This is a genomic window from Sphingomonas sp. MA1305 (assembly GCF_016107325.1).
In the GTDB taxonomy this organism is placed as follows: Bacteria; Pseudomonadota; Alphaproteobacteria; order Sphingomonadales; family Sphingomonadaceae; genus Sphingomonas.
Genome location: NZ_RCVT01000001.1, coordinates 966142 through 991225 on the forward strand (window position 1 = coordinate 966142; position 25084 = coordinate 991225).

The 25084-nt window shown below is 69.2% G+C and carries 18 protein-coding genes; 5 read left to right on the forward strand and 13 right to left on the reverse strand.

What is annotated here, in order from left to right:
- Positions 1-29: 29 nt before the first annotated feature.
- Both tpiA and D9601_RS20005 read left to right on the forward strand, forming a co-directional pair.
- Positions 30-773, forward strand: coding sequence for a triose-phosphate isomerase (gene tpiA, locus D9601_RS04980; protein WP_443024714.1), 744 nt, complete (start codon positions 30-32; stop codon positions 771-773).
- 49 nt (positions 774-822) lie between these two features.
- Entirely contained in the window at positions 823-1581 is a 759-nt protein-coding gene (locus tag D9601_RS20005; RefSeq protein ID WP_198352770.1) for an energy transducer TonB, read from the forward strand.
- Here the strand turns inward: D9601_RS20005 and D9601_RS04990 are convergent.
- The 8 genes from D9601_RS04990 to D9601_RS05025 form a co-directional block, all read right to left on the reverse strand.
- Positions 1556-2947: a leucyl aminopeptidase family protein gene (locus D9601_RS04990; RefSeq protein ID WP_198352771.1), complete on the reverse strand. Its 1392-nt coding sequence runs from the start codon at positions 2945-2947 to the stop codon at positions 1556-1558. The genes D9601_RS20005 and D9601_RS04990 overlap by 26 nt on opposite strands.
- Positions 2944-4341: a serine hydrolase domain-containing protein gene (locus D9601_RS04995; protein ID WP_198352772.1), complete on the reverse strand. Its 1398-nt coding sequence runs from the start codon at positions 4339-4341 to the stop codon at positions 2944-2946. Before D9601_RS04995 ends, D9601_RS04990 begins: the two co-directional genes overlap by 4 nt.
- Positions 4342-4407: 66 nt before the next feature.
- A complete protein-coding gene (rimO, locus tag D9601_RS05000; protein ID WP_198352773.1) occupies positions 4408-5736 on the reverse strand; it encodes a 30S ribosomal protein S12 methylthiotransferase RimO in 1329 nt (442 codons plus the stop codon).
- Positions 5737-5782: 46 nt separating this feature from the next.
- Positions 5783-8221 carry a TonB-dependent receptor gene (locus D9601_RS05005; protein ID WP_332837897.1) on the reverse strand — a complete coding sequence of 813 codons (2439 nt, stop codon included), beginning with the start codon at positions 8219-8221 and terminating at the stop codon, positions 5783-5785.
- Complete coding sequence (locus D9601_RS05010) at positions 8172-9131, reverse strand: FecR family protein (protein ID WP_332837898.1); 960 nt, start codon at positions 9129-9131, stop codon at positions 8172-8174. Before D9601_RS05010 ends, D9601_RS05005 begins: the two co-directional genes overlap by 50 nt.
- A complete protein-coding gene (locus tag D9601_RS05015; protein ID WP_198352774.1) occupies positions 9121-9678 on the reverse strand; it encodes an RNA polymerase sigma factor in 558 nt (185 codons plus the stop codon). The genes D9601_RS05010 and D9601_RS05015 overlap by 11 nt, the downstream gene beginning before the upstream one ends.
- 40 nt (positions 9679-9718) lie before the next feature.
- Positions 9719-10522 (reverse strand): ChbG/HpnK family deacetylase, encoded by an 804-nt coding sequence (locus D9601_RS05020; RefSeq protein WP_198352775.1) that lies wholly within the window; start codon positions 10520-10522, stop codon positions 9719-9721.
- Positions 10497-11369: a glycosyltransferase family 2 protein gene (locus D9601_RS05025; protein ID WP_198352776.1), complete on the reverse strand. Its 873-nt coding sequence runs from the start codon at positions 11367-11369 to the stop codon at positions 10497-10499. Before D9601_RS05025 ends, D9601_RS05020 begins: the two co-directional genes overlap by 26 nt.
- Before the next feature lie 211 nt (positions 11370-11580).
- Here D9601_RS05025 and D9601_RS05030 point away from each other — a divergent pair, with 211 nt between their 5' ends.
- Positions 11581-13068: an ArnT family glycosyltransferase gene (locus D9601_RS05030; RefSeq protein ID WP_232473821.1), complete on the forward strand. Its 1488-nt coding sequence runs from the start codon at positions 11581-11583 to the stop codon at positions 13066-13068.
- Between the two features lie 68 nt (positions 13069-13136).
- Positions 13137-13664: a DUF2141 domain-containing protein gene (locus tag D9601_RS05035; RefSeq protein WP_198352777.1), complete on the forward strand. Its 528-nt coding sequence runs from the start codon at positions 13137-13139 to the stop codon at positions 13662-13664.
- Between the two features lie 30 nt (positions 13665-13694).
- Here D9601_RS05035 and D9601_RS05040 read toward each other — a convergent pair whose 3' ends face one another.
- From D9601_RS05040 to D9601_RS05055, 4 genes are all read right to left on the reverse strand, one after another.
- Positions 13695-14915 (reverse strand): histidine-type phosphatase, encoded by a 1221-nt coding sequence (locus tag D9601_RS05040; protein WP_198352778.1) that lies wholly within the window; start codon positions 14913-14915, stop codon positions 13695-13697.
- Positions 14916-14928: 13 nt separating this feature from the next.
- Positions 14929-17538: a TonB-dependent receptor gene (locus tag D9601_RS05045; protein ID WP_198352779.1), complete on the reverse strand. Its 2610-nt coding sequence runs from the start codon at positions 17536-17538 to the stop codon at positions 14929-14931.
- A gap of 112 nt (positions 17539-17650) precedes the next feature.
- Positions 17651-20044, reverse strand: coding sequence for a DUF3772 domain-containing protein (locus D9601_RS05050; protein WP_198352780.1), 2394 nt, complete (start codon positions 20042-20044; stop codon positions 17651-17653).
- A 30-nt stretch (positions 20045-20074) separates the two neighbouring features.
- Positions 20075-22171, reverse strand: coding sequence for a malate synthase G (locus D9601_RS05055; protein ID WP_443024715.1), 2097 nt, complete (start codon positions 22169-22171; stop codon positions 20075-20077).
- A gap of 104 nt (positions 22172-22275) precedes the next feature.
- On the opposite strand from D9601_RS05055, the gene D9601_RS05060 reads away from it, so the two are divergent.
- Complete coding sequence (locus D9601_RS05060; protein WP_198352782.1) at positions 22276-23217, forward strand: LysR family transcriptional regulator; 942 nt, start codon at positions 22276-22278, stop codon at positions 23215-23217.
- Here the strand turns inward: D9601_RS05060 and D9601_RS05065 are convergent.
- On the reverse strand, positions 23129-24670 hold the full coding sequence (locus tag D9601_RS05065; RefSeq protein ID WP_198353396.1) for an MDR family MFS transporter: 1542 nt from the start codon (positions 24668-24670) through the stop codon (positions 23129-23131). The two genes, D9601_RS05060 and D9601_RS05065, sit on opposite strands and share 89 nt — an antisense overlap.
- Between the last annotated feature and the right edge of the window lie 414 nt (positions 24671-25084).

Genomic DNA, 25084 nt, shown 5'->3' on the forward strand with positions numbered 1-25084 from the left:
GACAGAACAGACAGGGGGATCCGATGACGATGCGGCGCAAGCTGGTGGCGGGCAATTGGAAGATGAACGGGTCGCTGGCCAGCCTCGGCGAGCTCGACGCGATCGCCGCTGCCGCGGGCGAGGCGGCGACGGTCGATGTCGCGGTCGCGGTTCCCTTCACCCTGATCGCCCCGGCGGCGCAGCGCGTGCCGGGGCTGGCGATCGGCGCCGAGGATGTGCACGAGGCGGAGAATGGCGCGCATACTGGCTGCGTCTCCGCCGCGATGGTGCAGGAGGCGGGCGCCCGCTTCACGATCGTCGGCCATTCCGAACGCCGCGCCGATCAGGGCGAGACCAGCCACGATGCCTGGGCCAAGGCGGCGGCGGCGCGGCGGCAGGGACTGCAGGTCATCTCCTGCTGCGGCGAGACGGAGGCGGAGCGCAACGCCGATCGCGCCGAACGCGTGGTGCAGGCGCAGATCGAGAAATCGGTGCCCGATCATGCGGACGGCAGCTGGTTCACGCTCGCCTATGAGCCGCGCTGGGCGATCGGCACCGGCCGGACCCCGACGCTGGACGAAATCGCGGCGATCCACGCCATCGCTCGCGCCAAGCTGCGCATGCTGGTCGGCGACGCCGCCGACGGCATCCGCATCCTCTACGGCGGTTCTGTGACGGGCGACAATGCCGGCGCGATCCTGGCCTGTCCCGACGTCGACGGGGCGCTGGTGGGTGGCGCCAGCCTGACCGCCGCGAAGTTCGTGCCGATTATCCGCGCCGCCGCCGCCGTCTGAGCGGCCGGTCAGCGTTGCGAAAGGCGATCGGCGTCATCATCTCGTCGTGATGGCGGTGCCGGAACAACGCTTTAGGGAACGCGCGGGTGCGGCGGCGCTGACCGCCCTGGTGGTCGGTGCGCTGGGGGTCGTGCTGCTGCGCGGCCTCGGCGCGCCTGCTCTGCCGGCGGTCGTGCAGGATGGGCTGGCGACCTTCGCCGTACTGCCCGATCCGCCGCCGCCCCCGCGGATCGTGCCGCCGCCGCGCAAGGTCAACCGGCCGAGCGGCAAGGCATCACCGCCGAACTTGCGTTCCAAGGCGACGGAAGTGACCGCGCCCGTACCGATCATCGCCACCGTGCCGCCGCCGATCATCGTCGCGCCATTGCCCAATATCGGCGCGCAGGCGACGTCCGGTGCGTCCGACCGGCGCGGTCCGGGCACGGGGGCGGGCGGCATCGGCAACGGCAATGGTGCAGGCGGCGACGGGGATGGTGACGGCAGCGGCTGGGAACGGACGCCGGTGTTGATCCGCGGCGACGTCAAGGGTCGGGACGTGCCGGCCTGGGCGCTGGAGCAAGGCTTCCACGGCGTCGTCCGGATGCGGTACCGTGTCGGCGTCGACGGCCGCGCCACCGGCTGTCGCGTCGTCGGCAGCAGCGGCAGCGCGGAAATCGATGCGATCACCTGCCGCGCGGTTGAGACGCGCTTCCGCTACCGGCCGTGGCGCGATGCCGATGGCCGAGCGGTGCCGTCGACGGTGCTGCGCGACCAAGAATGGGACATCCCCGGCGACGACGAACTCAATGCCCGGCGTAACGGCTCTTGAGCAGCTGGTAGCAGGCGCGCAGGCCATAAGCGTCGCCGCCCTTCGGCCGGCCGGGCTTCCCAGCAGGGCGCCAGGCGAAGACGTCCATATGCGCCCAGGCGGTGCCCTTGGGCACGAAGCGGCGCAGGAACAGCGCGGCCGTGATTGCCCCTGCAAAGCCGCCGTCGGGCGCGTTGACCAGATCGGCGATGTCCGATTTCAGCATCTCGTCATAGCCGTCCCACAGCGGCAGGCGCCACAACGGGTCATAGAGCGCTTCCCCGGCAGCGAGCAGATCGCCCGCCAGCGCGGCATCGTCGGTAAAGAGCGGCGGCAGATCGGGGCCGAGCGCGACCCGCGCAGCGCCGGTCAGCGTGGCGAAGTCGAGGATCAGTTCCGGCTTTTCCTCACCCGCGCGGGTTAGCGCGTCACCCAGGATCAGCCGGCCCTCGGCGTCGGTATTGGTGTTCTCCACCGTCAGGCCAGCCCGGCTGCGCAGCACGTCGCCGGGGCGGAAGGCGTTGCCTGCCACCGCATTCTCGACCGCCGGGATCAGCAGGTGCAACCGCACCGGCAGCCGCGCCGCCATCACCAGCCCGGCCAGTGCGATCGCATGGGCGGCGCCGCCCATGTCCTTCTTCATCAGCCGCATGCCGGCCGACGGCTTGAGGTCGAGCCCGCCGGTATCGAACACCACGCCTTTGCCGACGATGGCTACCCGTGGATAACCGGCATCGCCCCATTCCAGTTCAATCAGCCGGGGCGCGCGCTCCTTGACCGCGGCCTGGCCGACGGCGTGGATCATCGGATAGCCGGTCGCCAACGCCTCGCCGCGCGTCACCGTGACCCGGCCGTGATGTTCGCGCCCCAATGCCTCGACCGTGGCTTCGAGTTCCGCCGGGCCGAGATCGGAGGCGCCGGTGTTGACCAGGTCGCGGACGGTCGCGGTCGCCGTGGCGAGGCGCACCGTCTCGTCGATCGCCGCCGCTTCGGTGGTCAGCAGGACGCGAGCGCCGGCCTCCGGCGCGCCGCTGCGGTAGCGGTCGAAGCGATGCTGAGCGAGCAGCCAGCCGAGCCCCGCCGCGCCGACCTCGCCGGTCGCCAGCCGATAGGTCCCCGCCGGCAGCGTCGACGCCAGCGATGCGATCCGCCAGGGTGAATCAAGGGCTTCGTTGCAGACGAGCAGCATCGCCCACTCGTCCGCCGCCTCGCCGGGCAGCACCGCCCGGTCGCCGGCCTTGCCGGTCAGGCCGTGCGCCGCCACCGCGGTGCGGACCCGGACCGGCTGGTGGGACAGCCAATCGGCATAGGCATCGGGGTGGACGACATGGATCGCCCGCGCGGTCTGGCCGCGATCCGGCTGCAGCAGCGGCGCAAAATCGATCATTGTGCAGGGCTCACCAGAAACTGTTCAAACGGCTGGCCGACGCCGGGCAGCGCGAAGGTCGCGATCGACAAGGTGCGGTCGGGATAGGTGACGCGGAAGCCGCGATAGACGAAGCCGCCACGCAGTCGCGCGCGGCCCACCTGGGTGAAGCCGGTCGGCTCGCCGAGCGGCGTCAGGCTGGTGCGGTAATCCGCTTGCGCCGCCGGGGTGAAATAGAAATTGGCGTCTTCGGTCAGCAGCGCGCGATCGAGCGTGCCGCCGCGCAGCTGGTCAAACACTTTGCGCGCCTGCGTCAGCGCCTCGGCATCGCCGGGAATGGCGGCGGCGGGGGCCGGCAGCACCACCTTGGCGATGCCATTGGCGATGCGGGATTGGGCGTCGGCGAACCAGGCGTTGGTCAGCACGACGATGGCCGCCCGATCCTTCGGATAGACGATGTTCTCCGACAGGAAGCCGACCGCCTCGCCGCCGTGCTCGACGATCGGCCGGCCGTCGCGCACGCCGACGTCGACACCCAGGCCGTAACCGGTGCCGGAGCCGTCGTTCAGCTTGACCTCCGTTTCCTGCGCCTGCCAGTCGTCAGCCGGCAACAGCGAGCGGTTGATCCGCGCGACGTCCCATTTCGCCAGATTCTCAGCGCTCATCGCCAGCTCACCGGCGGCATAGAGCCAGCCGGGCGCGGCGGGAGTCTCGACACGGACCGGGCCGAGCGCATAGCGCTTGTACCCCTGGGGGAAGCCTGGCCCGACCGCCTTGTCCTGGTCGATCGCGCGAATGCCAAGCGGCGCGAAGACGTGCTGCTGCAGGAACGCCAGCAGCGGCTGTCCCGACACCTTCTCGACGATCATGCCGGCGACGACATAGCCGGTATTGGAATATTGCCATTGCGCGCCGGGCCGGAAGTCGAGCCGCTCCGATCCCCAGCGCCGGACGATCTCGCCCGGCGTGACCGGCGTCGCCATCGCCTTGAAGCTATAATCCTGCGGCCAATAGTCGCGCAGGCCGGACGTGTGGCTGAGCAGCTGGCGAATGGTGATCCGATCGCCCTCGGTCACGCCGGAGACGTATTTGCTGACCGGGTCGTCGAGCTTGAGCTTGCCCTCGTCCTCCAGCAACAGGATCGCCGCGGCGGTGAATTGCTTGGAGATGGAGGCGATCTGATACATCGCCTTCGGATCGGCGGTCCCGGCCGTCTCCGATTGCTTGCCATAGGCCTTGGCCAGCACGATGCGGCCATCGCGTACCACGGCGACCGAGGCCGAGGGCACGCCCGTGTCGCGCAGCGTGTCGGCGACGATCTTCTCGATCTTCGCGCTTTCGTCGGGGGTGAGCGCTTGCGCGAGGGCGGGGGCGGGCGCCGCGACGAGGGCGGCGACGATCAGGCTACGAAGCATCGCGGCACGGAACCAGAAAGCGGCCGTGCGCGCAATGGCGACTTTGTTAACCGTAAGTCCCGCGTGTCAGGTGGCGGGTACGCCGTACAGGTCGTGCTCGTCCGCATCCTCGATCACCACCGGCACGATATCGCCGGCCGCGAGATGGGCGGCATCGCGCAGGAAGACCTGGCCGTCGATCTCCGGCGCATCCGCCTGGCTGCGGCCCGTCGCGCCCTCGTCGCCGACCTCGTCGATGATCACGGGCAGCGTGCGACCGATCTTCGCCTTCAGCTTGGCGGCCGAGATCGCCGCGGTCTTTTCCATGATCCGGGCGTAGCGTTCTTCCTTGACCTCTTCCGGCACCGGATCGGGCAAAGCGTTGGCCGCCGCACCCTCGACCGGTTCGAAACGAAAGGCACCGACGCGGTCGAGCTGCGCTTCGTCGAGCCAGTCGAGCAGATAGTCGAAATCCTCCTCCGTCTCGCCGGGGAAGCCGACGACGAAGGTCGAGCGGATCGCGATATCCGGGCAGATTTCGCGCCATTGATGGATGCGCTGCAGCACCTTGGCGTCGTTGCCCGGGCGCTTCATGCGCTTGAGCACCGACGGCGCAGCATGCTGGAACGGAATGTCGAGATAGGGAAGCACCAGCCCCTCCGCCATCAGCGGAATGACCTGGTCGACGTGCGGATAGGGGTAGACGTAGTGCAGCCGCACCCACGCCGCGATCCGGCCCAGTTCGCGCGCCAGATCGGTCATGTGCGGCACGACCTCGCGGCCCTGCCACAGCCGCGGCTCCTTACGGATGTCGATGCCATAGGCGCTGGTGTCCTGGCTGATCACCAGCAACTCGCGGGTGCCGGCGGCGACCAGTTTCTCCGCTTCACGCAGGATCGCGTCGGGGCGGCGGCTGACGAGGTCGCCGCGCAGGCTCGGGATAATGCAGAAGGAGCAGCGGTGATTGCAGCCCTCCGAAATCTTCAAATAGCTGTAGTGCCGCGGCGTCAGCTTCAGGCCAGCGTCGGGGATCAGATCGAGGTAGGGCGACAGATTGGCCGGCGCCGCGGCATGCACCGCCTCGACCACCTGCTCATATTGATGCGCGCCGGTGACGGCGAGCACGTCGGGGAAGCGGGCGCGGATCGCCTCGGCTTCCTTGCCCATGCAGCCGGTGACGATGACGCGGCCGTTTTCCTTGATCGCTTCGCCGATCGCCTCCAGGCTCTCTTCCTTGGCGGAATCGAGGAAGCCGCAGGTGTTGACCAGCACGACGTCGGCGCCGGCATAGTCGGCGGACATCTGATAGCCGTCAGAGCGGAGCTGGGTCAGGATGCGTTCGCTGTCGACCAGATTCTTCGGACAGCCGAGCGACACCATGCCGACCCGCGGCGGGAGAGGAAGTTTCGTTGCCATGGGAGGCCCGCGCACATAGTCGAAGCGCGCAGACTTTTCCAGATGCTCACCAGCTGGCGGTAATGCCGAGCCGGACGTTGAGTGGACGCGGCGGCGTCGTCTGGTCACGCATCGCCAGCCTGAAAGGGTTGCCGTAGGCGAAGCGGCTGGTCGCCGTGTCGGTCAGATTGTCGACGCCAAGCGTCGTATCGAGATTGCGCCAGCGCAGGCCGGCGGAGACGCCGAGGCTCCAATAGCGGCCCTGGCTGACATCGAGCAGATCGCCCGTGCCCAGCACCGATCGGCCGACGTAAGCGGCGGTCGCGCCGATCCGCGGCCGCCACATCGCATCCCGGTTCCAGGCATAGGCGATGGCGGCATTGCCGGCGAGCGGCGGCGTGTCGGGCAGGCGGCGATTGGCGAGGCGAGATTGATCCGCGATCTCGCCGGACACCCGGTTTTCGGTGTAGAGCAACGCGCCGGTCAGCGACAGGCCGGCGATCGGCACCCAGTCGGCGGTGCCCTCCACCGTATGGATCACGGCGTTGCCGATGTTGCTGGTGTAGGGCGCGCCGCGCCGGTTGATCAGATCGGCCTGGATGTCGCGCCAGAAGGCGGTCGAGACACTCGTCGACAGGGCCAGGCCGGTGGTGCCGCTGCGCAGGCGGCGCAAGCCCAACTCGCCGGTGACGATTGAATCGGGTTTGTAGTTCGCTACCCGGCCGATCCCCTGCGCCACGGCAAGGCCGCCGGTGCGGAAGCCGGTCTGGAAGCGCGCGAAGGCGGCCAGACGCGAAGCCAGCCGGTAGGAGAGGGCGACGGTCGGATCGAAGCGCAGGGTCGACCGGCCGCGGATGAAGCTGCCGCCGCGCGGTGTGCTCGAGGGTTCGCCATCGACCCGCGCCGCGGTCCAGCGCAGGCCGGTGGTGAGGGCCAGCGCCGGCGTGACGGGAAGGGTCGCCTCGCCGAACACCGAAGCCTGTCGGGTGACGTTGCTGACGCCGACGATGTCCGCCTCGCGGCCCTGCGCCTCGACCGAACGGCTGAGGATCGACTTGTCGCTGATCAGCGTGTAGCCGACCAGCCACTGCCGCCCGTCCGGCAGCGCGCGCGACAGGCGGGCCTCCTGCGACAGCAAAGTCTTGGCATTCTGGGCATGATAGCGGGTCGGCAACGCGCGCGGGGAGGGCGCGGTCGCGTCGAACGTGTCCGCCGTCGTCAGCCGCGCCGCACCGGCGGAGACGAACAGCGCCAGGCCGCTCTCCCAATCGTGGGTCGCCACCAGCCGTCCGAACAGAAACTGGCTGTCGAACGGCTGCGCGACGAGGGCGGCATGCGCAAGCGGACCGAAGGCGGGCTCGGCATATTGGCCGTCGCGGGCATGAATCGTCTGGATCGCGCCGCTGGCATCGATCCGCCAGCCACCATCCGGCTGCCAGCGTCCGGCCAAACGGCCGCCGTCGGTACGGACCGCGTTGGTGTCGGCGAGGCGGCGCCGGGGATCGTCGATATAGCCGCCGTCCCGCGCGACATAGCTGACCGCGCGCAGGCCGAGCGTGTCCGTCACCGGAACGTTGAGCATCGCCGCCAGATCGGCGCCGGGCATACCATGCGCCGTCGCGACCAGCCCGGCCGCCACCATCCCGCCAGCGCGACGCAGGTCGGGTGCGTTGGTGGTCAACCGCACGACGCCGCCGATCGCACCGGCGCCGTACAGCGTGCCCTGCGGCCCCTCCATCACTTCGACGCTGGCGATGTCGTAGAGGCGCAAGCCGGGATCGGCCCCGGACGCGTTGAGCTGGACATCGTCCAGATACACGCTGGCGGTCGATTGCGTCGTGCCCGCGAAGCTGCTGTCGGCGATGCCGCGGATGAACAGCTTGTTGCGGCCCGGGCCGAGCTGCGTGCTCTGGATCACCGGCATGGTGCGCGACAGATCGGTGACCTCGCCGACCCCGCCATTGGGCAGGGTCGGCCCGCCGAGGGCGAGCGTCAGGCTGCCGGGATAGCGCAGCAGCGGCACCGGCTGTTTGCTGGCGGTGACGACGATATCGTGGCCGGCGGCATCGGTCGGCTGCGGGTGATAGGCGGCACGCGCCGCCTGGCGCCGCGCCACCATCTGCGGCGTGCGACGACGCACGATGCGGAAGCCGCCACCGCGCGTCGGCTCCGCCTTGAACACGGTGCCGGCCAGCATCGCCGCCAGCGCCCGGCGCAGCGGCATCGGGCCGCTGAGCGCGCGCGTCCGGATCGCGTGCAGCCCCGGTTCGGTGCTGATGATCTCGACCCCGCTCGCCACCGCCAGCGCGGTCAGCGCGCGATCAAGCGTGGTGGCGGGAATGGCGACCGGCACGTCGCGCGGTGCCGCGGCAATCACTGGCGCGGCGACAGTCAGTAGGCCGGCCAATATGGGGAAAGTGACGGTACGGACGCCGACTAGGCGGCGACGGCGCAGCTCAGCGGGCGGAAACCGCCTCGCCAGCCAATATCCATGTGTCGCCGTCACGCCGCCACGTCGCCCCGATCAGATCGGCCAGATGCGGAACGTCCCGATCGGCAATCCCCGTCATCGCGATCATGCCCGTAAAGGGCCTTTCGGACAAGTCCGCGGCCAGCGACAGCCGGAAACCGTACAGACGCGCCAGCCGTTCGGCGACACGGCGCAGCGGCACCGCATCGAAGCTGAGGCGACCCGTGCGCCAGTCGCCGACCGAGGCCGGCGACACCTTGCTCCGCGCGATCTGCCCGCTGGCGACGCTGGCCGCGTCACCGGCGGCAAGGACGACGCGGGCATCCGTCGGGGCGAGCATCACCGATCCCTCGGCCACCGCGACATCGGTCCGTTCGCCGGTCCGCGCGACGTTGAACACGGTGCCGAGATCGCGCACGGCGAGGTCGCCGGCTTGAAGCGTGAACGGCGCCTCGGCATTGTGACGCACATGCAGCGTCACCTCGCCCGCCTCCAGCGAGGCCATGCGGGTGTCGCCATGGTCGAGACGCAGGCGGCTGCCGCCGCTCATCTCGATCCGGCTGCCGTCGGCCAGCGCGACGGTGCGCCGCTCGCCCGCCTTGGTGGCAACGACATAGCTGGAATCTGTCGTGGTGCCGGCGAAATTGGTGGCGAGGACGGCCAGCGTCGCGGCGACCGCTGCGCCGCCGCCCGCGATCCAGCCCCATCGCCGCCGTGGGGCGACAATGGGCATATCGTCGTTCGCCGCGCGCAGATCCTGCGGCGGCGGAAACCGGGCGACGTCGATCAGCGCGTCGAGCGACGCGACCTGGTCGAACGCCTCGGCATGCGCCGCATCCGCCTCAAGCCAGAGGGTGAATTCCTCCCACTCGGCGTCGGTCATCTCCGCCTGGCGCAGATGCCAGTGGATCGCCGTGTCGATCATCGTCTCGCGGTCAATCTGCACGATCCACGCCCTTTCCACTTCCTAGACGACGCGGTCCCGGATGATCCTCATCGACTTGCTGCAGGCGGTCGTGAATTATTCGATAGGCGCGCTGCAGCAGCTTCTCGACGCCACTGACGCTGATCTCCAGCGTTTCGGCGATGGCGCGCTGCGGCTGGCCCTCGATGCGGAACATGCGCAGGGCGGTCGCCATGCGTTCGGGCATGTCCGCGATCGCCGCCTCGACGACGCGCCACTGGCTGCGCGCGACCAGCTGCCGCTCCATGTCCGGCAGTTCGTGGGCCGCCGGCTGCGTCTCCAGCCAGGCGGCGTCGCGGGCGGTGCGCCGGCCGCTGGCAATGCGGCGGTCGGTGGCGAGATTGGCGGCGATACGGTAGAGGAAGGCGGCGGGTTGGGCGACCGGCTCGGCGGCCAGCCGGTCGAGGCGCAGCCACATGTCCTGCAGCACGTCTTCCGCATCGTCCCGACTGGCGAGCCGTGCGGTCAGCATCCGCAACAGCATCGGCCGTTGCGTGAGGAAGATCCCGCGAAGCCCATTGTCCGACAAAGTCTATCCTGCTCCCGCTCGCGTCGCGCCCCGCGGGGGATCAGGCCGGATAGCTGAGCCCCTGCACAGCAGCCATGTCGGCGATCGACGCGGCTTGCAAGGCCGCTGCCTCGCGCGGGCGCGCATCCGCGATCGCGTCGCCATTGCGCCGGCCCGCGCCGGGATGGCACATGACAAGATGCATGTCGCCCGGCCGGCGCAGGAACTTTGGCAGCATCACGTTGTAATTGCTGGCGAAATCATAATGACCGGCAAAGCCGCGGTTGCAGCGCAGACGATGACGGGCGGCGTCGCGCCGCAGTCCTCGGCAATGGTAGGCGCTGCCGATCGCCTTTCCCGGAAAGGGACGCGCCAGCATCGCGGGCAACGTGTCGGTACAATCGCGCACCCATGCTTCGGGCGCGCGGCGGGCGGTTTCGGCAAGCACCACGTCGCGGATGCCGGTCAGCGCATGGCTATGCTGATGGCCGTCGACGAAGGCCGGCGGGCGGCCCAGCACGCCGATGAACGCATCGAACTGCGCCCGCACCTCGCGCGCGATTTCATCCAGGGCGACGAGATGACGCGCGGCCAGCCGGCACAGCGGATCGATTTCCGGCAGCACGCCGTCCGGTGCGGTTTCGGGCATCGCGGTCAATGGCGTCTCGCCGGTCAGCGTCAGGTGCAGGCCAACCTCGGCATGCGGCGGCAGGTCGCGCAGCAGCTCGGCATCCTCCGCCCAGCCCGGCATCACGGTCATGCAGCTGGTGGCGTTCAGCTTGCCTGCGGCGAGAAGCTGGACGATCGTCTCGCTGGTGCCCCGCGAGAAGGCGAAATCGTCAGCACACAGGATGAGTCGTGGCAAAGGCCGGGCCTTCCAGATCGTGATAGGCGCGCTCGCGGATCTTGTTGCTCAACAGGCGCCGGCGCTGCAACCGTGTGGCGAGGAAATTGTAGAAAAACCAGCTGCCTGCCCACGGCGCCGTGGCGGAATAGACCAAGCGTTCGAAGAGCGTCCAGCGGATCGATTCGCGGTCGCGTTCGCGGGGCGACGGCATGCACCACAGGTCACGCGAATAGAGCATCCCGCCCTGCGTCATCGTGCGGTGGATCACCTCGTGATCCTCGAGGATGAACGGCCAGATGTCCGGGTCGAAGCCGCCCGCGGCGCGCAGTGCGGCGACATCAAATGCCTGGCCAGCACCACCGGCATGGCACTGCCGCGGCAGCGCGCGGGCGGCCGAGAGAATCTTGCGCGCCTCGGCATCCAGTGCGGCCTGATCGGCACCGGGCGCCACGAAATAGGCGCCGGCGACGACGCATCCGTCACGTCGCAGCAGCCGCTCAGCCTCCGCGAGATAATGCGGCGGGTAGAGCGTGTCGGCGTCGCAGGTGGCGACGAAGCGGGTACGGACCCAGCCGAGGCCGGTGCGCAGCGCGGCGACCTTGCCGGCCCGGCGTTCGGTGACGACGATCGCGTCGAGGCCGTGGCGGTCGATCGCGGCACGGGCGACATCGGCGCTGCCGTCGGTCGAGCCGTTGTCGACCAGGATCAGCGTCAGCGGCACGGTCTGTGCGGCGATGCTGGCGATCGTGTCGGCCAGCAAGGCGGCTTCGTTGAAGAAGGGGATCAGGACGGTCCAGGCGGGTGTCGCCCGACGGACCCAGCCTTCGCTGGCAAGACCGACATCCTGATCGAAATTCAAGTACATGCCACGTTCCCGCTGGCGGCTCGCTCAACCGGACCGTCCCCACGGTCCGAGCGACATCCGCTATCTCGCCCGTGATCAAGACGATGCCGATCCACAGTTCCCGCAGCGGTTCAGATTAAAAAATCCTTTCCGACGGTTAGGCGGCGACAATCGGACGAAGACAGCTGAGATCGCCCATGACCGCCGCCCGCTGCTACGCTACCGGGCGGCCATGACGGCTCACCATTCTTCTGCGCCCGCTGCCGCGTCCCCCCGATCGGGCGGCGCGATCGTTTTCCTGTGGCTGCTCGCCGCCGGCGTCGCGATCCGCTGTCGGGACTTTGGCAATCCGGTGATTCACGTCGACGAGCAATATTATCTGCTGGTCGGCAGCCGGATGCTGCAGGGCGCCGTGCCCTATATCGATCTATGGGATCGCAAGCCGGTCGGCCTGTTTCTGATCTTCGCCGGCATCCGGCTGATCCCGGGCGATCCGATCCTGGTCTATCAACTGGTCGCGACGCTGTTCGCGGCGGCGACGGCCTGGTTGGTGACGGCCGGCGGGCGGCGTCTCGGCGCGACGTCGGCGGGCGCGCTGGCGGCGGGGGTCGCCTACATTCTCTGGCTGTCGCTGCTCAGCGGGCGGGGCGGTCAGTCGCCGGTCTTCTACAATCTGTTCACCGCGGCCGCGGCGGTGCTGACGCTGCGGCTGCCCGATCTGGCGCGGCGCGCGCGGGTCGGCGCGATCGTCGTCAACGGTTCCGCCGCATGCCTACTCGCTGGGTTGGCGATCCAGACCAAATATACGCCGGTGGTCGAGGGGGCGTTCTTCGGTCTCGTCCATCTCTGGTATGGCCGGCGTGCCGGTGGATCGCTGCTCCAGATCGTTGGGGCGGCCTTGCTCTGGGCGGTGCTTGGCCTGATGCCGACCCTGCTCGTCATCCTCGCTTATTATTGGCGCGGCTCGGAGGTGTTCGCCGCCTTCTGGTTCTCCAACTTTGCCTCGATCGCGCTGCGGCGGGGCTATCCCGCGGCCAAGATCGCCGCGCGCCTCGCCGGGACGGGCGCGCAGCTGCTCCCGTTCATTCTGTGCGCGATCGTCGCCTGGCGCCGGCGCCCGCGGACCGACGCAACGCTGATCGCCTTCGGCTGGCTGGCGGCGGCGCTGGTCGCCTTCGCCATGATCGGCGCCTTCTTCGATCATTATGCGCTGCCGTTGATGATCCCGCTGGCGATGGTCGCGGCGCCGGTGCTCGGCCGGCATCGCGGTGCGATCGTCGCCCTGCTCGCCTACGGCCTGATCCTGTTCGTCGCCCGGGTGGCGTTCGTGCCGACCGACGCCCCATCGGCTCGGGCCGTGGCGCAGGTCATGCGCCGTTATGATGGGGACGGCTGTCCCTTCGTCTTCGCCGGCGATTCGGTGCTCTATCTGCTCGCCGACGCCTGCACGCCGACGCCCTATGCCTTTCCGTCGACCCTCGCCTACGAGCCCGAGCGTGGCGCCACGGGGATCGACGAAGCGGCGGAGGTCGGACGCATCCTCGCCCGTCGGCCGCCGGTGATCGTCACGATGGACGAACCCTTCGCGCCGTGGAACGCGGACAGCGAGCGGCAGGTCGCGGCGACCCTGCGGGCGGACTATCGCCTCGTGTTGCGGGCGCCTCGCGAGGACGGTCATCTGCTGGCCTATGTGCGCCGGGATCGGCTTGCGGTGCGGTGAACCGTGTTGCGGGTCGCACCGGACGGCGTCGTCTATGATAGGAATGCAGCCGCCCTCGGAGCCTTGTCGTGACCCCGACCTTCAGCCTCAGCTTCGCCGCCTCGCTCCTGTTCACCGCGCTAGTCGCCGTTGAGCCGACGGCGGGGCAGCCGGTCGGCGATGATGCCGCCATCTGCCGCACCGGCCACGGCCCCGCGGTGCAGGTCAATGTCGAAGGACTGAAGGATCGTCGCGGCCAGATGTGGCTCGAACTCTATCCCGCCAACGAGGCCGATTTCCTCAAGGACGACACCGAACTCGCCGCGTCGGGCAAGACGTTCCGGCGGACGCGCGCGACCCCGCCGAGCACCGGCCCGTTCGCAATGTGCGTCCAGCTGCCGCGCGCCGGCCGCTATGCGCTGCTGCTGCGGCACAACCGCACGGGCAAAGACAAATTCTCCATCTGGAATGACGGCGTCGGCCTCCCGGGCAATGGGACGATTGGCCGCTCGCGACCGCCCTTTTCACAGGCTCTGGTGGATGCCGGCGACGGGGTCACCGTCACCACCATCCGGGTCCAGTATCTGCGCGGCATCGGCGGCTTCAAACCGCTCTGAGAACGCGGGCGGCCGACCGCCCCAACCCTGTCAGCGCTGCACCGCCAGCGCGGTGGCGAATTGCTCGGCGCTGCACAGGCCGTTGATGCCGCGGGCGCTGCAGCCGGCGATCGGCAGTACGGCGACATAGGGTGACGCCTTGCCCGTCAGCGCGGTCAGGTCGCGGATCTGATCCACCGTCTGCGATCGATAGAGGGCGCGGACATAGTGCTTTCCCGACCGGTCGGTGAGCCGCTCGAACACGATGGCACCGCCCGGGCTGGGATCGTCCGTGGCCAAACCGGGCACCTGCCAGTGGAGATCGAGCAGGCCACCGAGGCTGGCGACATTCGTGTCATGCCCCGACAACATCGTGATGACCGCACCGTCGGGTTTGGTGATCGCGTCGGCGATCAGCGGGGCGATCAGCGCAAGATTGGCGCGGGTGACATAGCTGGGCCGCGCCAGCAGCCGGAATTCGACCGCGTGGAATTCGGAGAGCGACGCGATGTCCCCCGCCGTGGCGCGACCCCAGCCGACCTGCGGCATCGACTTGTCCTCGGCATATTCGAGCAGCAGGATCTGCGCTGCGGTCGAGGCGCGGTCGAGCGTACCGGTCAGTTTCGGGCGCTTGCCCGGTCGTGCGGGCGCCAGGTCGGATGGTCCGCTGGCGGCGACGCCGCAGTCCGGCTTGGCCCGCTGGCACAGGATCGTGTCGAGCCGTTCGATCAACGGAGCGAGACGGCGCTCTTCCGCCGCAATCCCGCCGGGCCCCGCCGCGGCGAGCACCGCCTTGCGCGCGGCCTCTGCGTCGAACGTGGTCGCCCGCTCGTCGATCGGCGAGAAGATCGGGTCCGCCACGTCCTGAGGGCGATGCTCCGTGGTGATGGTACAGCCGGGCACGAGCGCGGCGGCATAGTGACGTGCCGTCTCGATCGTGCGTTGGTCGCTGTCGGCGACGATCCGCACCTTGGGACAGCCGGAGCGCGCGAGCAGTCCGAGCGCCGTCCAGGCGGTGCGATCGTAACCGCCGACGCGCCGTATCGCCGCAGCACCGTGCGGCGTCAAATAGCCCGGGGCGACCGGCCAGTCCGGCCAGCGCTCGATCGCGGTGCCGGCGGGCATGGGCGGTGCCTTGGTCGGCGGCCGGACGCCGTGTCGCATCAGCATCACGACGCGATCGACCCGCAATCCGGCCGGTACCGCCGGCTCACGCGCCAGTGTCGGCGTCGCCGCGAGTAGGGCGCCTGCCAGAAAAATCGTCTTCGTCATCGCCAACCCTCTCCTAGAAGTGCAGCTGAGCGCCCCAGCGGAAGCTGTAGCCGTAGCGTTCGCGCTCGACCAACAGCGGCTTGGCGCCGATGAACCGCCGCCACGGCGCATCGGTGAGATTGAGCGCTTGGCCGAAGAAGGTCAGCTGCGGCGTCACCTCGTAGCTGACGTTGGCATCCAGTTGGCCGTTGGTGTCGGTATATTGGTCGGTGGCCGCCGTCGTGCCGAGCGTGTCGAGATATTTCGAGCGGAACGAATAGGCGGCGCGGATCGCGACGCCGTATTTCTCGTAGAAGACCTGCGCCGTGCCGACGTCGCGCGACTGGAGGAACAGCGGGAAGCGTCCGCTGCGGCCACCGGGAATATTGCCCTCCCCGTGGCCGGTGATGTGCGCATAATTGGTGGCGATGCCGAAGCCATCGAGCACGCCGGGCAGGAACGTGAAGCGGACCTGCAGGTTCGCCTCAAAACCCTGCAGCACCGCGCTGTCGACGTTGGTCGCCTGCGTCACCGTCACGCCGGTCAGTGCCTGGCCGGCATAGGTGCCGTTCACGTTGATCGTCGAGCCGGTGTAGATCGGATCGTCGATATGCTTGTAGAAATAGCCAAGCGAGATCAGGCCCTGACCCGGCAGGTAATATTCGATCGCGCTGTCGAGATTGACCGCTTTGTACGGCTGTAAATTGGGATTGCCGAGCGTCACCGTATTGGGCGACGTCGTCTGGTCGATCAGCGCATAGGGCGCGAGGTCGGGATAATTCGGCCGGCCGAGCGACGTGGTCGCCGCGGCGCGGACGATCAGCCCGTCCGTCACCTCCCATTTGGCGTTCAGGCCCGGAAACCAATTGGTGTAATTCTTCGACCCGAACGCATTGTAATCGCTGTTGAGCGCCGTGTTGGCCGTGATCAGCTTGCCCTTGGTGCGGTCCTGCGTGTGCTCGACGCGCACGCCCGGCACGAGGGTCACTGGGCCGAGATGCGCAGTCACCATCGCATAGCCGGCCCAGATCTGCTCGTGCACGTCGTAGTCGTTGGCGAGGCTGTTGGCGCGGCTGGACGCGATATTCGCGGTGATAATGCCGGGGTTCGCCGCGATATAGGCTTGCGCCGTGTCATAGCCGACGCGAACCGGGAAAGTGTAGCGATCGTAGAAGCTCGTGTCGCCGAGGTAGGAGACGTTGGCGAGCGTGAAGGTGCGCCCGCTGGTCAGCCCATAGGTCAGGTAATCGCGATCGTTGGTCTTGCGCCGGTCGAGATATTTGACGCCCAGCTTGATCGCGCTGTCGCTGCCGACGGACAAGGGCAGGGTGAGGTCGGCACGGCCCTGCCACAAGGTTTCGACCGCGTTGCGATAGTCGTAGTTGACACTGTTGAGGCCGTAGGCGGTCTGATTGGCGTTGGGCTGCACCGTCGGGATGAAATTGTAGGGCGTGTCCGACACGTCGTAATTGACAGTGAGGGCGCTGCCGCCCGTCCGGAAATTGTATTCGGAGCGCAGTGGATCGCGCTTCTGTGCGCGCGTCCAGGCGCCGGCGATGTCGAGTGCGGCGTCGCCGAAGCGGAAGTTGCCGCCGCCCTGCACCGACTTGGTGTTGTCCACCTCCTGTCGGCGTCGCACGCGCTCGCTGCCGCGGCCGCGGAACGTGCCCGTCGTCGCGCTGTTCGCGGTGACCGCCGATTCGTTGTCGATGATGAACTGGTCGCGCGTTTCGTTGTCGTCGAAGCGCGATAGCGTGCCGCGCAGGAACAGCTTCACCGCATCGGTTGCGTGCCAGTCGAGATTGAGCACCACGCCCTTGCGCGTCCGCACGAGATTATAGTCGCGCAGGCCCGCCTGGTCGGGCAGCAGCACGCTCGGCACCGTCGATCCGGCGGCCGTCCTTACCGATCGCCAGTTGGTCGACCCCTGGAAATTCTCTGATTCGATCGGCCGACGCGAATAATTGACCGATAGCACTGCGCCGAACTGCTCGTCGCGGCCGAAGCGGCCCCCGACCTGGACGTCGCCCTCGTACGGATGCTCGCCGTTGAGGTGGAACGAGCCGTATTGCACCCGCGCGTCGGCGAACAGCGGTGCCTTGCGGTCGAAGGCGGTGAGCGTGCGGATGTTGACCTCGCCGCCGATCGCATTGGCGTCCTGGTCGGGGGTGAGCGACTTGGTGACGATCACCGAATTGATTAGCGCCGAAGGGATGTCGTCGAGCTTGACCTGCCGCCCGTCGGGTTCGGGGGCGGGCAGCGTCAGGCCGTTGAGCACGACGTTGACGAGGTTCGGATTGACGCCGCGGATGATGACGTAGCGGCCCTCGCCCTGATCATTGGCGACCGATAGACCGGGCAGGCGGCGCACCGCCTCCGCGACATTCTGGTCGGGTAGCTTGCCGACGTCGTTGGCATAGAGGGCCTCGACGACATTGTCCGCTTGCCGCTTGGCTTCGATCGCCTTCTTCTCGCCCTGCGCCGTGCCGACGACGACGATGTCGGCATCGGTCTGTACGTCCGCTTGCGCCGCGTCCTGCGACGAGGCGGTGTTGCTGGCGGCGGGCGCCTCCTGCGCCGCGGCAGCGGTGGCAACGAACATGCCAAGCGCGGAGGCGCCGGCGAGCAACCGATGAAGTGTCATGATCTTCCCCCAGGGCCGCACCGCGGCGGCCGATGCCGCGCGCTACGAAGGGAGCAGGACAATTTGGTGAAGTATCGATTACCTATTTGTGACGACGTCGTGCGGCCACGCCTCAGGCCGGCGGTTGGGGCTCCGCTGCGCTGCCGACGATCTCCAGCTTCTGCGGCACGGTGCCGATGTCGATGCCGCGTTCGCGAAAGGCGCGCAGCAGGGTGAGCAGGATCGCGCTGCGGGCTGGATAGGCGGCCCGCGCGCTGGCGACATGTGCGAAACAGTTGAACAAGATACGGTCGTTGGCGATGCCGTCGACGAAGGCGGCGGGGGCGGGCGCGTCGAGCACCGCCGGCTCGGCGGCGAAGGTCTGCAGCACCAGCGTGCGCACCGCATCGGCATCGGTGCCGAGCGGCACGGAGAATTGCAGCTGGATGCGGCCGAGCGCGTTGCTCAGCGTCTTGTTGAGCACCGATTTGGTGATCAGTTCGGAATTGGGGACGATCAGCGTCGAATGGTCGGCCAGCTCGATCTCGGTCGAGCGGACGCTGATCCGCTTGACGTCGCCCTCGTCGGTGCCGACGCGGACGAGGTCGCCGATCTTGATCGGCCGTTCGGCGAGCAGGATCAGGCCGGACACGAAATTCTGTGTGATCGCTTGCAGGCCGAAACCGATGCCGACCGACAGGGCCGAGAGCAGCAGCGCGATCCGTTCCACCCCGATGCCGAGCGAGGCGAGGGCCCAGATCACCGCCAGCGCGACACCGACGTAGCGGGCGATCAGGCTGACCGAGTTGCGGCCCGAACCGTCGAGATCGGTGGTCGGCAGGTAGCGGCCTTCCAGCCACCCCATGAAGGCGCGCACCAGCGCCAGGCCGACGAACATCACCGCCAGCCCGCGCAGGATCGCCCAGGGCGATATCGCGACGCCGCCGACCTGGACGCCCTGCGCCAACACGCCGATGCGGCCGAAGATCGCCGACAGGCCGGCCCCGGCCCCGAACGGGGTCAGCAGCATGCCGATCGCCAATATCGCGATGACCAACCGCAGCACACCCGACAGCAGCACGCCGAACTGGTCCACCGCACTGCCGCGAATGCCGAGGCCGGCAACAAGGGTGGTGCCGAGCGGACTGTCACGGCGGAACAGGCTGGTCGACAGGTCGTCGACCGCAGCCATCAGCAGATAGACGCTACAGCCCAGCACCGCCGCCCAGGCGATCATCTGCGCCATCAGCAGGCTGAGACTGATGTAGCCGAGCAGCAGCGCCGCCAGCGCGACGGCGACCACGATCCAGGCGAAGAGCGTCGCTGCGGCCAGGCCGGCGCGGGTGCCGGTGCTGCCCTGGTCCGGCGTGCCGGCGCGGCGGGCGCGCAGCCGGGCGACGACCAGCAGGGTCGCGACGATCAGCAGCAGGTGGATCAGCGCCTCGCCCGCCTGGGCGGCGATCTGCGCCGCACCGCTGGCGCCGACTGCGGTGTTGAACGCCTGCAGCATCAGGCTGAGGAAGGCGACCAGCGCGAGCAGGCGGGTCAGCGGTCGCAGGCCGTTGGCGGTGTCGTCGTCGAGCGGGGCGATCCGCCACGACGGCTGGCCGCGCATCAGCCAGGCGCCGAAGATCGCCATGGTGAAGCCGGTGAATCCGGTCGCGCCGACCAGGGCGTCGAGCAGGCCGCTCCAGCGCTGCGGCAACAGGCCGGACCAGCGCAATCCCTGGACGAAGGCGGCGGCGGCGAGCGTCGGGAACAAAGTACCGATCAGTACCCGCAGCATCGCATTGGCGGAGCGGCGGACGCGCCGGCCGGGCGCATCCTCGATCAGCATCCGCTGCACCGCCGCGCGGGCCGCGAGCCGTGCGGGGAAGAGCAGCACCAGCGCGAGCAGCGCACCGGCGAGGGCATGCCAGGGCAGGCCGCCGCGCCATTGCGCCCGGACCTGCAACGACCCCTGCGACAGGAACAGCTCGATGCGGCGCAGGTCGCGCGGCAGATTGACGATGATCTGGCGCCAGAAGTCCGGCGAGACGGGCGAGGGGGCCTTGGCGGTGAAGCGCTCGCTGAGCTCCTCCGCCTGGCTGCGATCCATCTCGGCGAGCAACTGCTGCGCCTCGACGGCGAGCAGATGGCCGCGCTTGACCGCGGCGTCGAGCACGCTGCGCTGTTGGGTAAGGCGCAGCCGCTGGCTGTGGATGTCGGGCGCCTCGCCGCCGGCGGCGGGGGCAGGGCCGAGCTGGGCGATGCGGGCGTCGAGCAGGGCGCGTTGCTCGTCGAGCTGGTCGGCGGCGCTTTGCGCATTCTGCTGCGCGCCGCTGGCGCGGTCGCGCAGCGCGCGGACATCGGCCGGATCGACGCGTGAATCGAGCGCCCGATCGACGGCATGGACGTCGTCGCCCGCCGCGGCGATCTGGCGGGTCAGGTCGGCGGGAGTCGGCACCTGCGCCGTGGCGAGCGCCGGCATGCAGAGCAGCAGCAGCGCGATCAGGCGCGAGGCGATCGGAAACGGCGGACGCGGCATGGCGGCGACTGCTTGCCGCGACACGGGCGGTCAGGGCAAGAGCGTATCAGCCTGCCGCGGCGCATCCGCCGCCTTGCGCTGCGCCCGGAAGCGGTGGAGCAGCGGTTCGGTATAGCCATTCGGCTGGTCGACGCCCTCGAGGACCAGCGCGCGGGCGGCCTGGAAGGCGATGCTGCCGTCCGGATCGGGTGCCATCGGCCGGTAGAGCGGATCGCCGGCGTTCTGGGCATCGACCTTGGCTGCCATGCGGCCCAGCGCTGCCTCGACATCGGCGATGCCGGCGACGCCGTGGCGCAGCCAGTTGGCGATATGCTGTGAGGCGATGCGCAAGGTGGCGCGGTCCTCCATCAGGCCGACGTCGTGGATGTCGGGCACCTTGGAGCAGCCGATCCCTTGGTCGATCCAGCGGACGACATAGCCGAGGATGCCCTGGGCATTGTTGTCGAGTTCGCGTTCGACCTCCTCGCGCAACCAGTTGCGGCCGGTGGCGAGCGGCGGGGTCAGCAGCGCGTCGAGGGGGGCAATGGCTTCCGCGGTGCGGGCGCGCTGGCGGTCCGCCACATCGGTCCGGTGGTAATGGGTGGCGTGCAGCGTCGCGGCGGTGGGCGAAGGGACCCAGGCGGTGGTCGCGCCGCTCTGCGGGTGGGCGCCCTTTTGGGCGAGCATGTCCGCCATGCGGTCGGGCGCGGCCCACATGCCCTTGCCGATCTGGCCGCGGCCGCCGAAGCCGCAGGCGAGGCCGATCTGGACGTTGCGATCCTCGTAGGCGGCGATCCAGGCGCTGGTCTTCATCGCCGCTTTCGGGATCACCGGGCCGGCGTGCATGGCGGTGTGGATCTCATCGCCGGTGCGGTCGAGAAAGCCGGTGTTGATGAAGACGATGCGGTGGCGCAGCGCGGCGATACAGGCGGCGAGGTTGGCGCTGGTGCGGCGCTCCTCGTCCATCAGGCCGACCTTGATCGTGTGGCGGGCGAGGCCGAGCAGGTCCTCGACCGCGTCGAACAGCCGGTCGGTGAACGCCGCCTCCTCCGGGCCATGCATCTTCGGCTTGACGATATAGATCGAGCCGGCGCGGCTGTTGCGGCGGGGACCGCGGAGATCGTGGAGCGCGATCAGGCTGGTGACGGCGGCGTCGAGGATGCCCTCCGGTGCTTCCGAACCGTCGGCGAGGCGCACGGCGGGGGTGGTCATCAGATGGCCGACGTTGCGGACGAACAGCAGGCTGCGGCCGGGCAGGGTCAGCGGGGTGCCGTCGAAGCCGGTGTAGCGGCGGTCGTCGGCGAGGCGGCGCGTCAGGCTGCGGCCATTCTTCTCGAACTTCGCGCACAGATCGCCGCGCATCAGGCCGAGCCAATTGGCGTAAGCGGACACCTTGTCCGGTCCGTCGATGGCCGCGACCGAATCCTCGAGGTCGCAGATCGTCGTCACCGCGCTTTCCAGCACCACGTCGGCGATGCCGGCGGGATCGTCACGGCCGATCGGATGGTCGCGGTCGATCACCACCTCGATATGCAGGCCGTGGTGGCGGAACAGCAGGACCTTGTCGCTTCGCGCGACGAAGGCGTTCGGGTCGGCGAGGATCGGATCGCCGGTCAGCGTCGCCCAGGAGCCGTCGGCGAGCGGCAGCGCCTCGTCGAGGAACGCCTTGGCCCATGCGATCACCGCCGCGCCGCGGACGGGGTCGTAGCCGCCGCCGGCCGCGGCGCCGGGGATTGCGTCGCTGCCGTAGAGCGCGTCGTAGAGGCTGCCCCAGCGGGCATTGGCGGCATTGAGCAGGAAGCGGGCATTGAGGATCGGCACGACCAGCTGCGGTCCGGCGATCGCGGCGACCTCGGCATCGACACCCTGCGGATCGATCGTGAAGGGGTCGGGTTCGGGCCGGCAATAGCCGATTCCGCGCAGAAAGCCTTCGTCGGCGCTGGCACCAGATCGATAGCGCGCATCGATCGCGGCCTGCAGCCGGTCGCGCTCGGCGAGCAGCGCGCGATTGTCGGGCGTGAAGCGCGCGAACAGGTCGGCGAGGCCGTCCCAGAAGGCGCCGGGTGCGACACCGCTCCCGGGCAGCGCCTCCGATTCGAGAAAGGCGACGAAGCCGGGATCGACCTGCAACCCGGCGCGCGCGACCATCGACAACATGGAACCTCCCTCGTTCAGCGATGCCGAGCATAGTGTCGCGGCAACTTGTGCGGTAGGGGCGAAGATGTTGAAGCTCCTGTTCCATTAAGGAAACAATGCCGCTCGATCCCGACTATGATCTCTTCGCACTGGTCGCCGAGGCGGGCAGCCTGTCGGCGGCGGCGCGGGCGATTGGCATCTCGCCGGCGATGGCGTCGAAGCGGCTGGCGCGGCTGGAGCAGCGGCTGGGCGTGCGGCTTGTGCACCGGACGACGCGGCGGCTGGTGTTGACCCCAGCGGGCGCGCAGTTCCGCGACGATTTGATCCCGGTGCGCGCCGCGGTGCGCGAGGCGGAGGCGCGGATCGCGGGGGAAACGGCGGCACCCGCCGGCCGGCTGACGGTGAGTGCGCCGACGTCGTTCGGGCGGTTGCATCTCGCACCGCATCTCGGCTCGTTCCTGCGCGCCTATCCGGCGGTGGCGCTGCGCATCGATCTGGACGACGGCTTTGTCGATCTGGCGTCGGCGGGGGTCGACGTGGCGATACGGATCGCGCCGTCGGTCAGGCCGCCGCTGGTCGGCCATCGGCTGGCGACGAGTCGGCGCGTGCTGTGCGCGGCGCCGCGCTATCTTGCCGAACGGGGTGTGCCGACGTCGATCGATGCGCTCGCCGCGCACCGCCTGCTGGCGGCGGACGGGCAGATGCCCTGGCGGCTGGTCGCGCCCGGTACGGCGGCGACGATCGACCGACCGAGCGCGGTGGCGACCAATTCGAGCGAGATGGTGCGCGAACTGGCATTGGACGGTGCGGGCATCGCGCTGCGGTCGATCTGGGACGTCGGCGACCTGCTGGCGGAGGGGCGGCTGGTGCGGGTGCTGGTGCCGTGGGAGGGGTCGACAGATTCGGCGGTCCATGCCGTCCACCTGCCGGCGCCGCGAGTGCGGCCGGCGGTGGCGGCGTTCGTCGACTTCATGCAGTCGCGGATCGATCCCGACGGCTGGGCTTTGCCACCGGCGGCGGTGCCTGACCGGTCAGCTCCGCCCCCGCATCCCGCTTGAACCGGGCGTTGACCAGCACCGCGCACAGCGAGATCGCGGTCACCGTCCAGAAGGCGACGGAAAAATCGGGGAAGGCAGGGCGCAACCGGCCGCTCCACGCCATCGACGCGTGCAGCGCCGTGGCGCCGGCGCAGATGCCGAGCGACAGCATCAGCTGCTGGAAGGTCGAATAGAAACTGGTCGCCGCGCTCATCCGTGCCTTGTCGATCTCGTCATAGGCGATCGTATTGTAGGCGGTGAACTGAAACGACATCAGGAAGCCGGAGACGACCAGCACGGCGAACACCGCCCACAGCGGCCAGTCGCTGCGGAAGAGGCCGCAAGTGGCATAGGCGAGCGTGCCAAGCACGCCCATGACGATCAGGCTGTTGCGGAAGCCGAAGCGGGCGAGAATGCGGCGGGCGACGCCCTTCATGCCGAACGAGCCGATCGCGCCAGCGACGGTCATCGCGCCGCTCTGCGCCGCCGACAGGCCGAAGGCGAGCTGCATCATCAGCGGTAACAGGAAGGGCTGTGCGCCCTGGGTGATGCGGGTCAGCGAGCCGCCGATCACCGAGAGGCGGAAGGTCGGCACGCGCATCAGCGCGACATCGAGGATCGGGTGGGCGGTGCGCTTGGCATGGCGCAGGTAGAGCGCGCCGGCGATCGCCCCGCCGGCGATCAATGTCGCGGCGAGACGCCCCTCGCCGCTGCGGCTCGCCATCTCGAACCCCATCAGCAGGCAGCCGAGCGCGATACCCGACAGCACGAAGCCGGCCGGATCGAAGGGGTGAGGGCGATCCTCGCGAATATCGGCGATGAACCGGCCGACCAGCCAGATGCCGGCGATTCCGATGGGCAGGTTGAGCCAGAAGATCCAGCGCCAGTCGAGATAGGTGACGATGAAGCCGCCGAGCGGCGGACCGACGATCGGGCCGATCAGCGCCGGCATGATCAGCCACGACATCGCCGACACCATGTCGCGCTTGGCGACCGAGCGGAGCAGCACGAGCCGGCCGACCGGCATCATCATCGCGCCGCCGATGCCCTGCGCGAAGCGGGCGACCGCCATCAGCGGCAGGGTCGGGGCGAGACCGCAGGCCAGCGAACCGGCGACGAATAGTCCGATTGCGGCGCGGAACACGGTGCGCGCGCCGAACCGGTCGGCCATCGTACCGGAAGCGGGGATGAACATGGCGAGCGCGAGCAGATAGGAGGTGAGCGCGATGCTCATCTCCGGCGCGCGCACGCCGAAGTCGCGGGCCATCGTCGGCAAGGCGGTGGCGAGCACGGTGGCGTCGAGATTCTCCATGAACATCGCCGTGGCGATGATCAGCGCGACCGTGCGGTAGTTGCGGATCGGGACGACGCCGTCGTCCTCGTCGCGGGTCTGGGCGATGGCGTTGCCGGCGGGCACGATGCCGTCGCGCACCTCCGCGTTGACGGAGGCGATGCCGCGCCGGCGCGGGCGCAGATACTGGCGGGGATCGAGAGCGCTGGGGAGATGGAACTGCAACGGACGGAAATTTCCCTGACGGTGGCGGAGCCCGAACGGCCGGCTCTCCCGGGAGGTTGCGTCGTCTGTCGCGGCGGTGAGGGGGATATAGGGAAGGTCGGGTGACTTATCGAGAGGCGATCGCGGTTCGCCGCATTCACGATTTCAGCGGGAGGCGCTACGGACGTTGTGCTGCGTCGCGAGCCCCCTCCGTCAGCGCTGGCGCGCTGCCACCTCCCCGCGAGCGGAGAGGAATGGTGTTGGACGGCAACCCTCCCCGACACGGGGAGGGGGACCGCCGCAGGCGGTGGAGGGGGGTGTCCGCGGGCGTTGCGCTGCGTGGCGAGCCCCCTCCGTCAGCGCCGGTGCGCTGCCACCTCCCCGCGAGCGGGG

Excerpts from the sequence above, each read along its gene's own strand:
- tpiA (WP_443024714.1), top strand. The coding sequence starts at position 30 with ATGCGGCGCAAGCTGGTGGCGGGCAATTGGAAGATGAACGGGTCGCTG.
- D9601_RS20005 (WP_198352770.1), top strand. The coding sequence starts at position 823 with ATGGCGGTGCCGGAACAACGCTTTAGGGAACGCGCGGGTGCGGCGGCG.
- D9601_RS04990 (WP_198352771.1), bottom strand. The coding sequence starts at position 2,947 with ATGATCGATTTTGCGCCGCTGCTGCAGCCGGATCGCGGCCAGACCGCG.
- D9601_RS04995 (WP_198352772.1), bottom strand. The coding sequence starts at position 4,341 with ATGCTTCGTAGCCTGATCGTCGCCGCCCTCGTCGCGGCGCCCGCCCCC.
- rimO (WP_198352773.1), bottom strand. The coding sequence starts at position 5,736 with ATGGCAACGAAACTTCCTCTCCCGCCGCGGGTCGGCATGGTGTCGCTC.
- D9601_RS05025 (WP_198352776.1), bottom strand. The coding sequence starts at position 11,369 with ATGTACTTGAATTTCGATCAGGATGTCGGTCTTGCCAGCGAAGGCTGG.
- D9601_RS05030 (WP_232473821.1), top strand. The coding sequence starts at position 11,581 with ATGACGGCTCACCATTCTTCTGCGCCCGCTGCCGCGTCCCCCCGATCG.
- D9601_RS05040 (WP_198352778.1), bottom strand. The coding sequence starts at position 14,915 with ATGACGAAGACGATTTTTCTGGCAGGCGCCCTACTCGCGGCGACGCCG.
- D9601_RS05045 (WP_198352779.1), bottom strand. The coding sequence starts at position 17,538 with ATGACACTTCATCGGTTGCTCGCCGGCGCCTCCGCGCTTGGCATGTTC.
- D9601_RS05050 (WP_198352780.1), bottom strand. The coding sequence starts at position 20,044 with ATGCCGCGTCCGCCGTTTCCGATCGCCTCGCGCCTGATCGCGCTGCTG.
- D9601_RS05055 (WP_443024715.1), bottom strand. The coding sequence starts at position 22,171 with ATGGTCGCGCGCGCCGGGTTGCAGGTCGATCCCGGCTTCGTCGCCTTT.
- D9601_RS05060 (WP_198352782.1), top strand. The coding sequence starts at position 22,276 with ATGCCGCTCGATCCCGACTATGATCTCTTCGCACTGGTCGCCGAGGCG.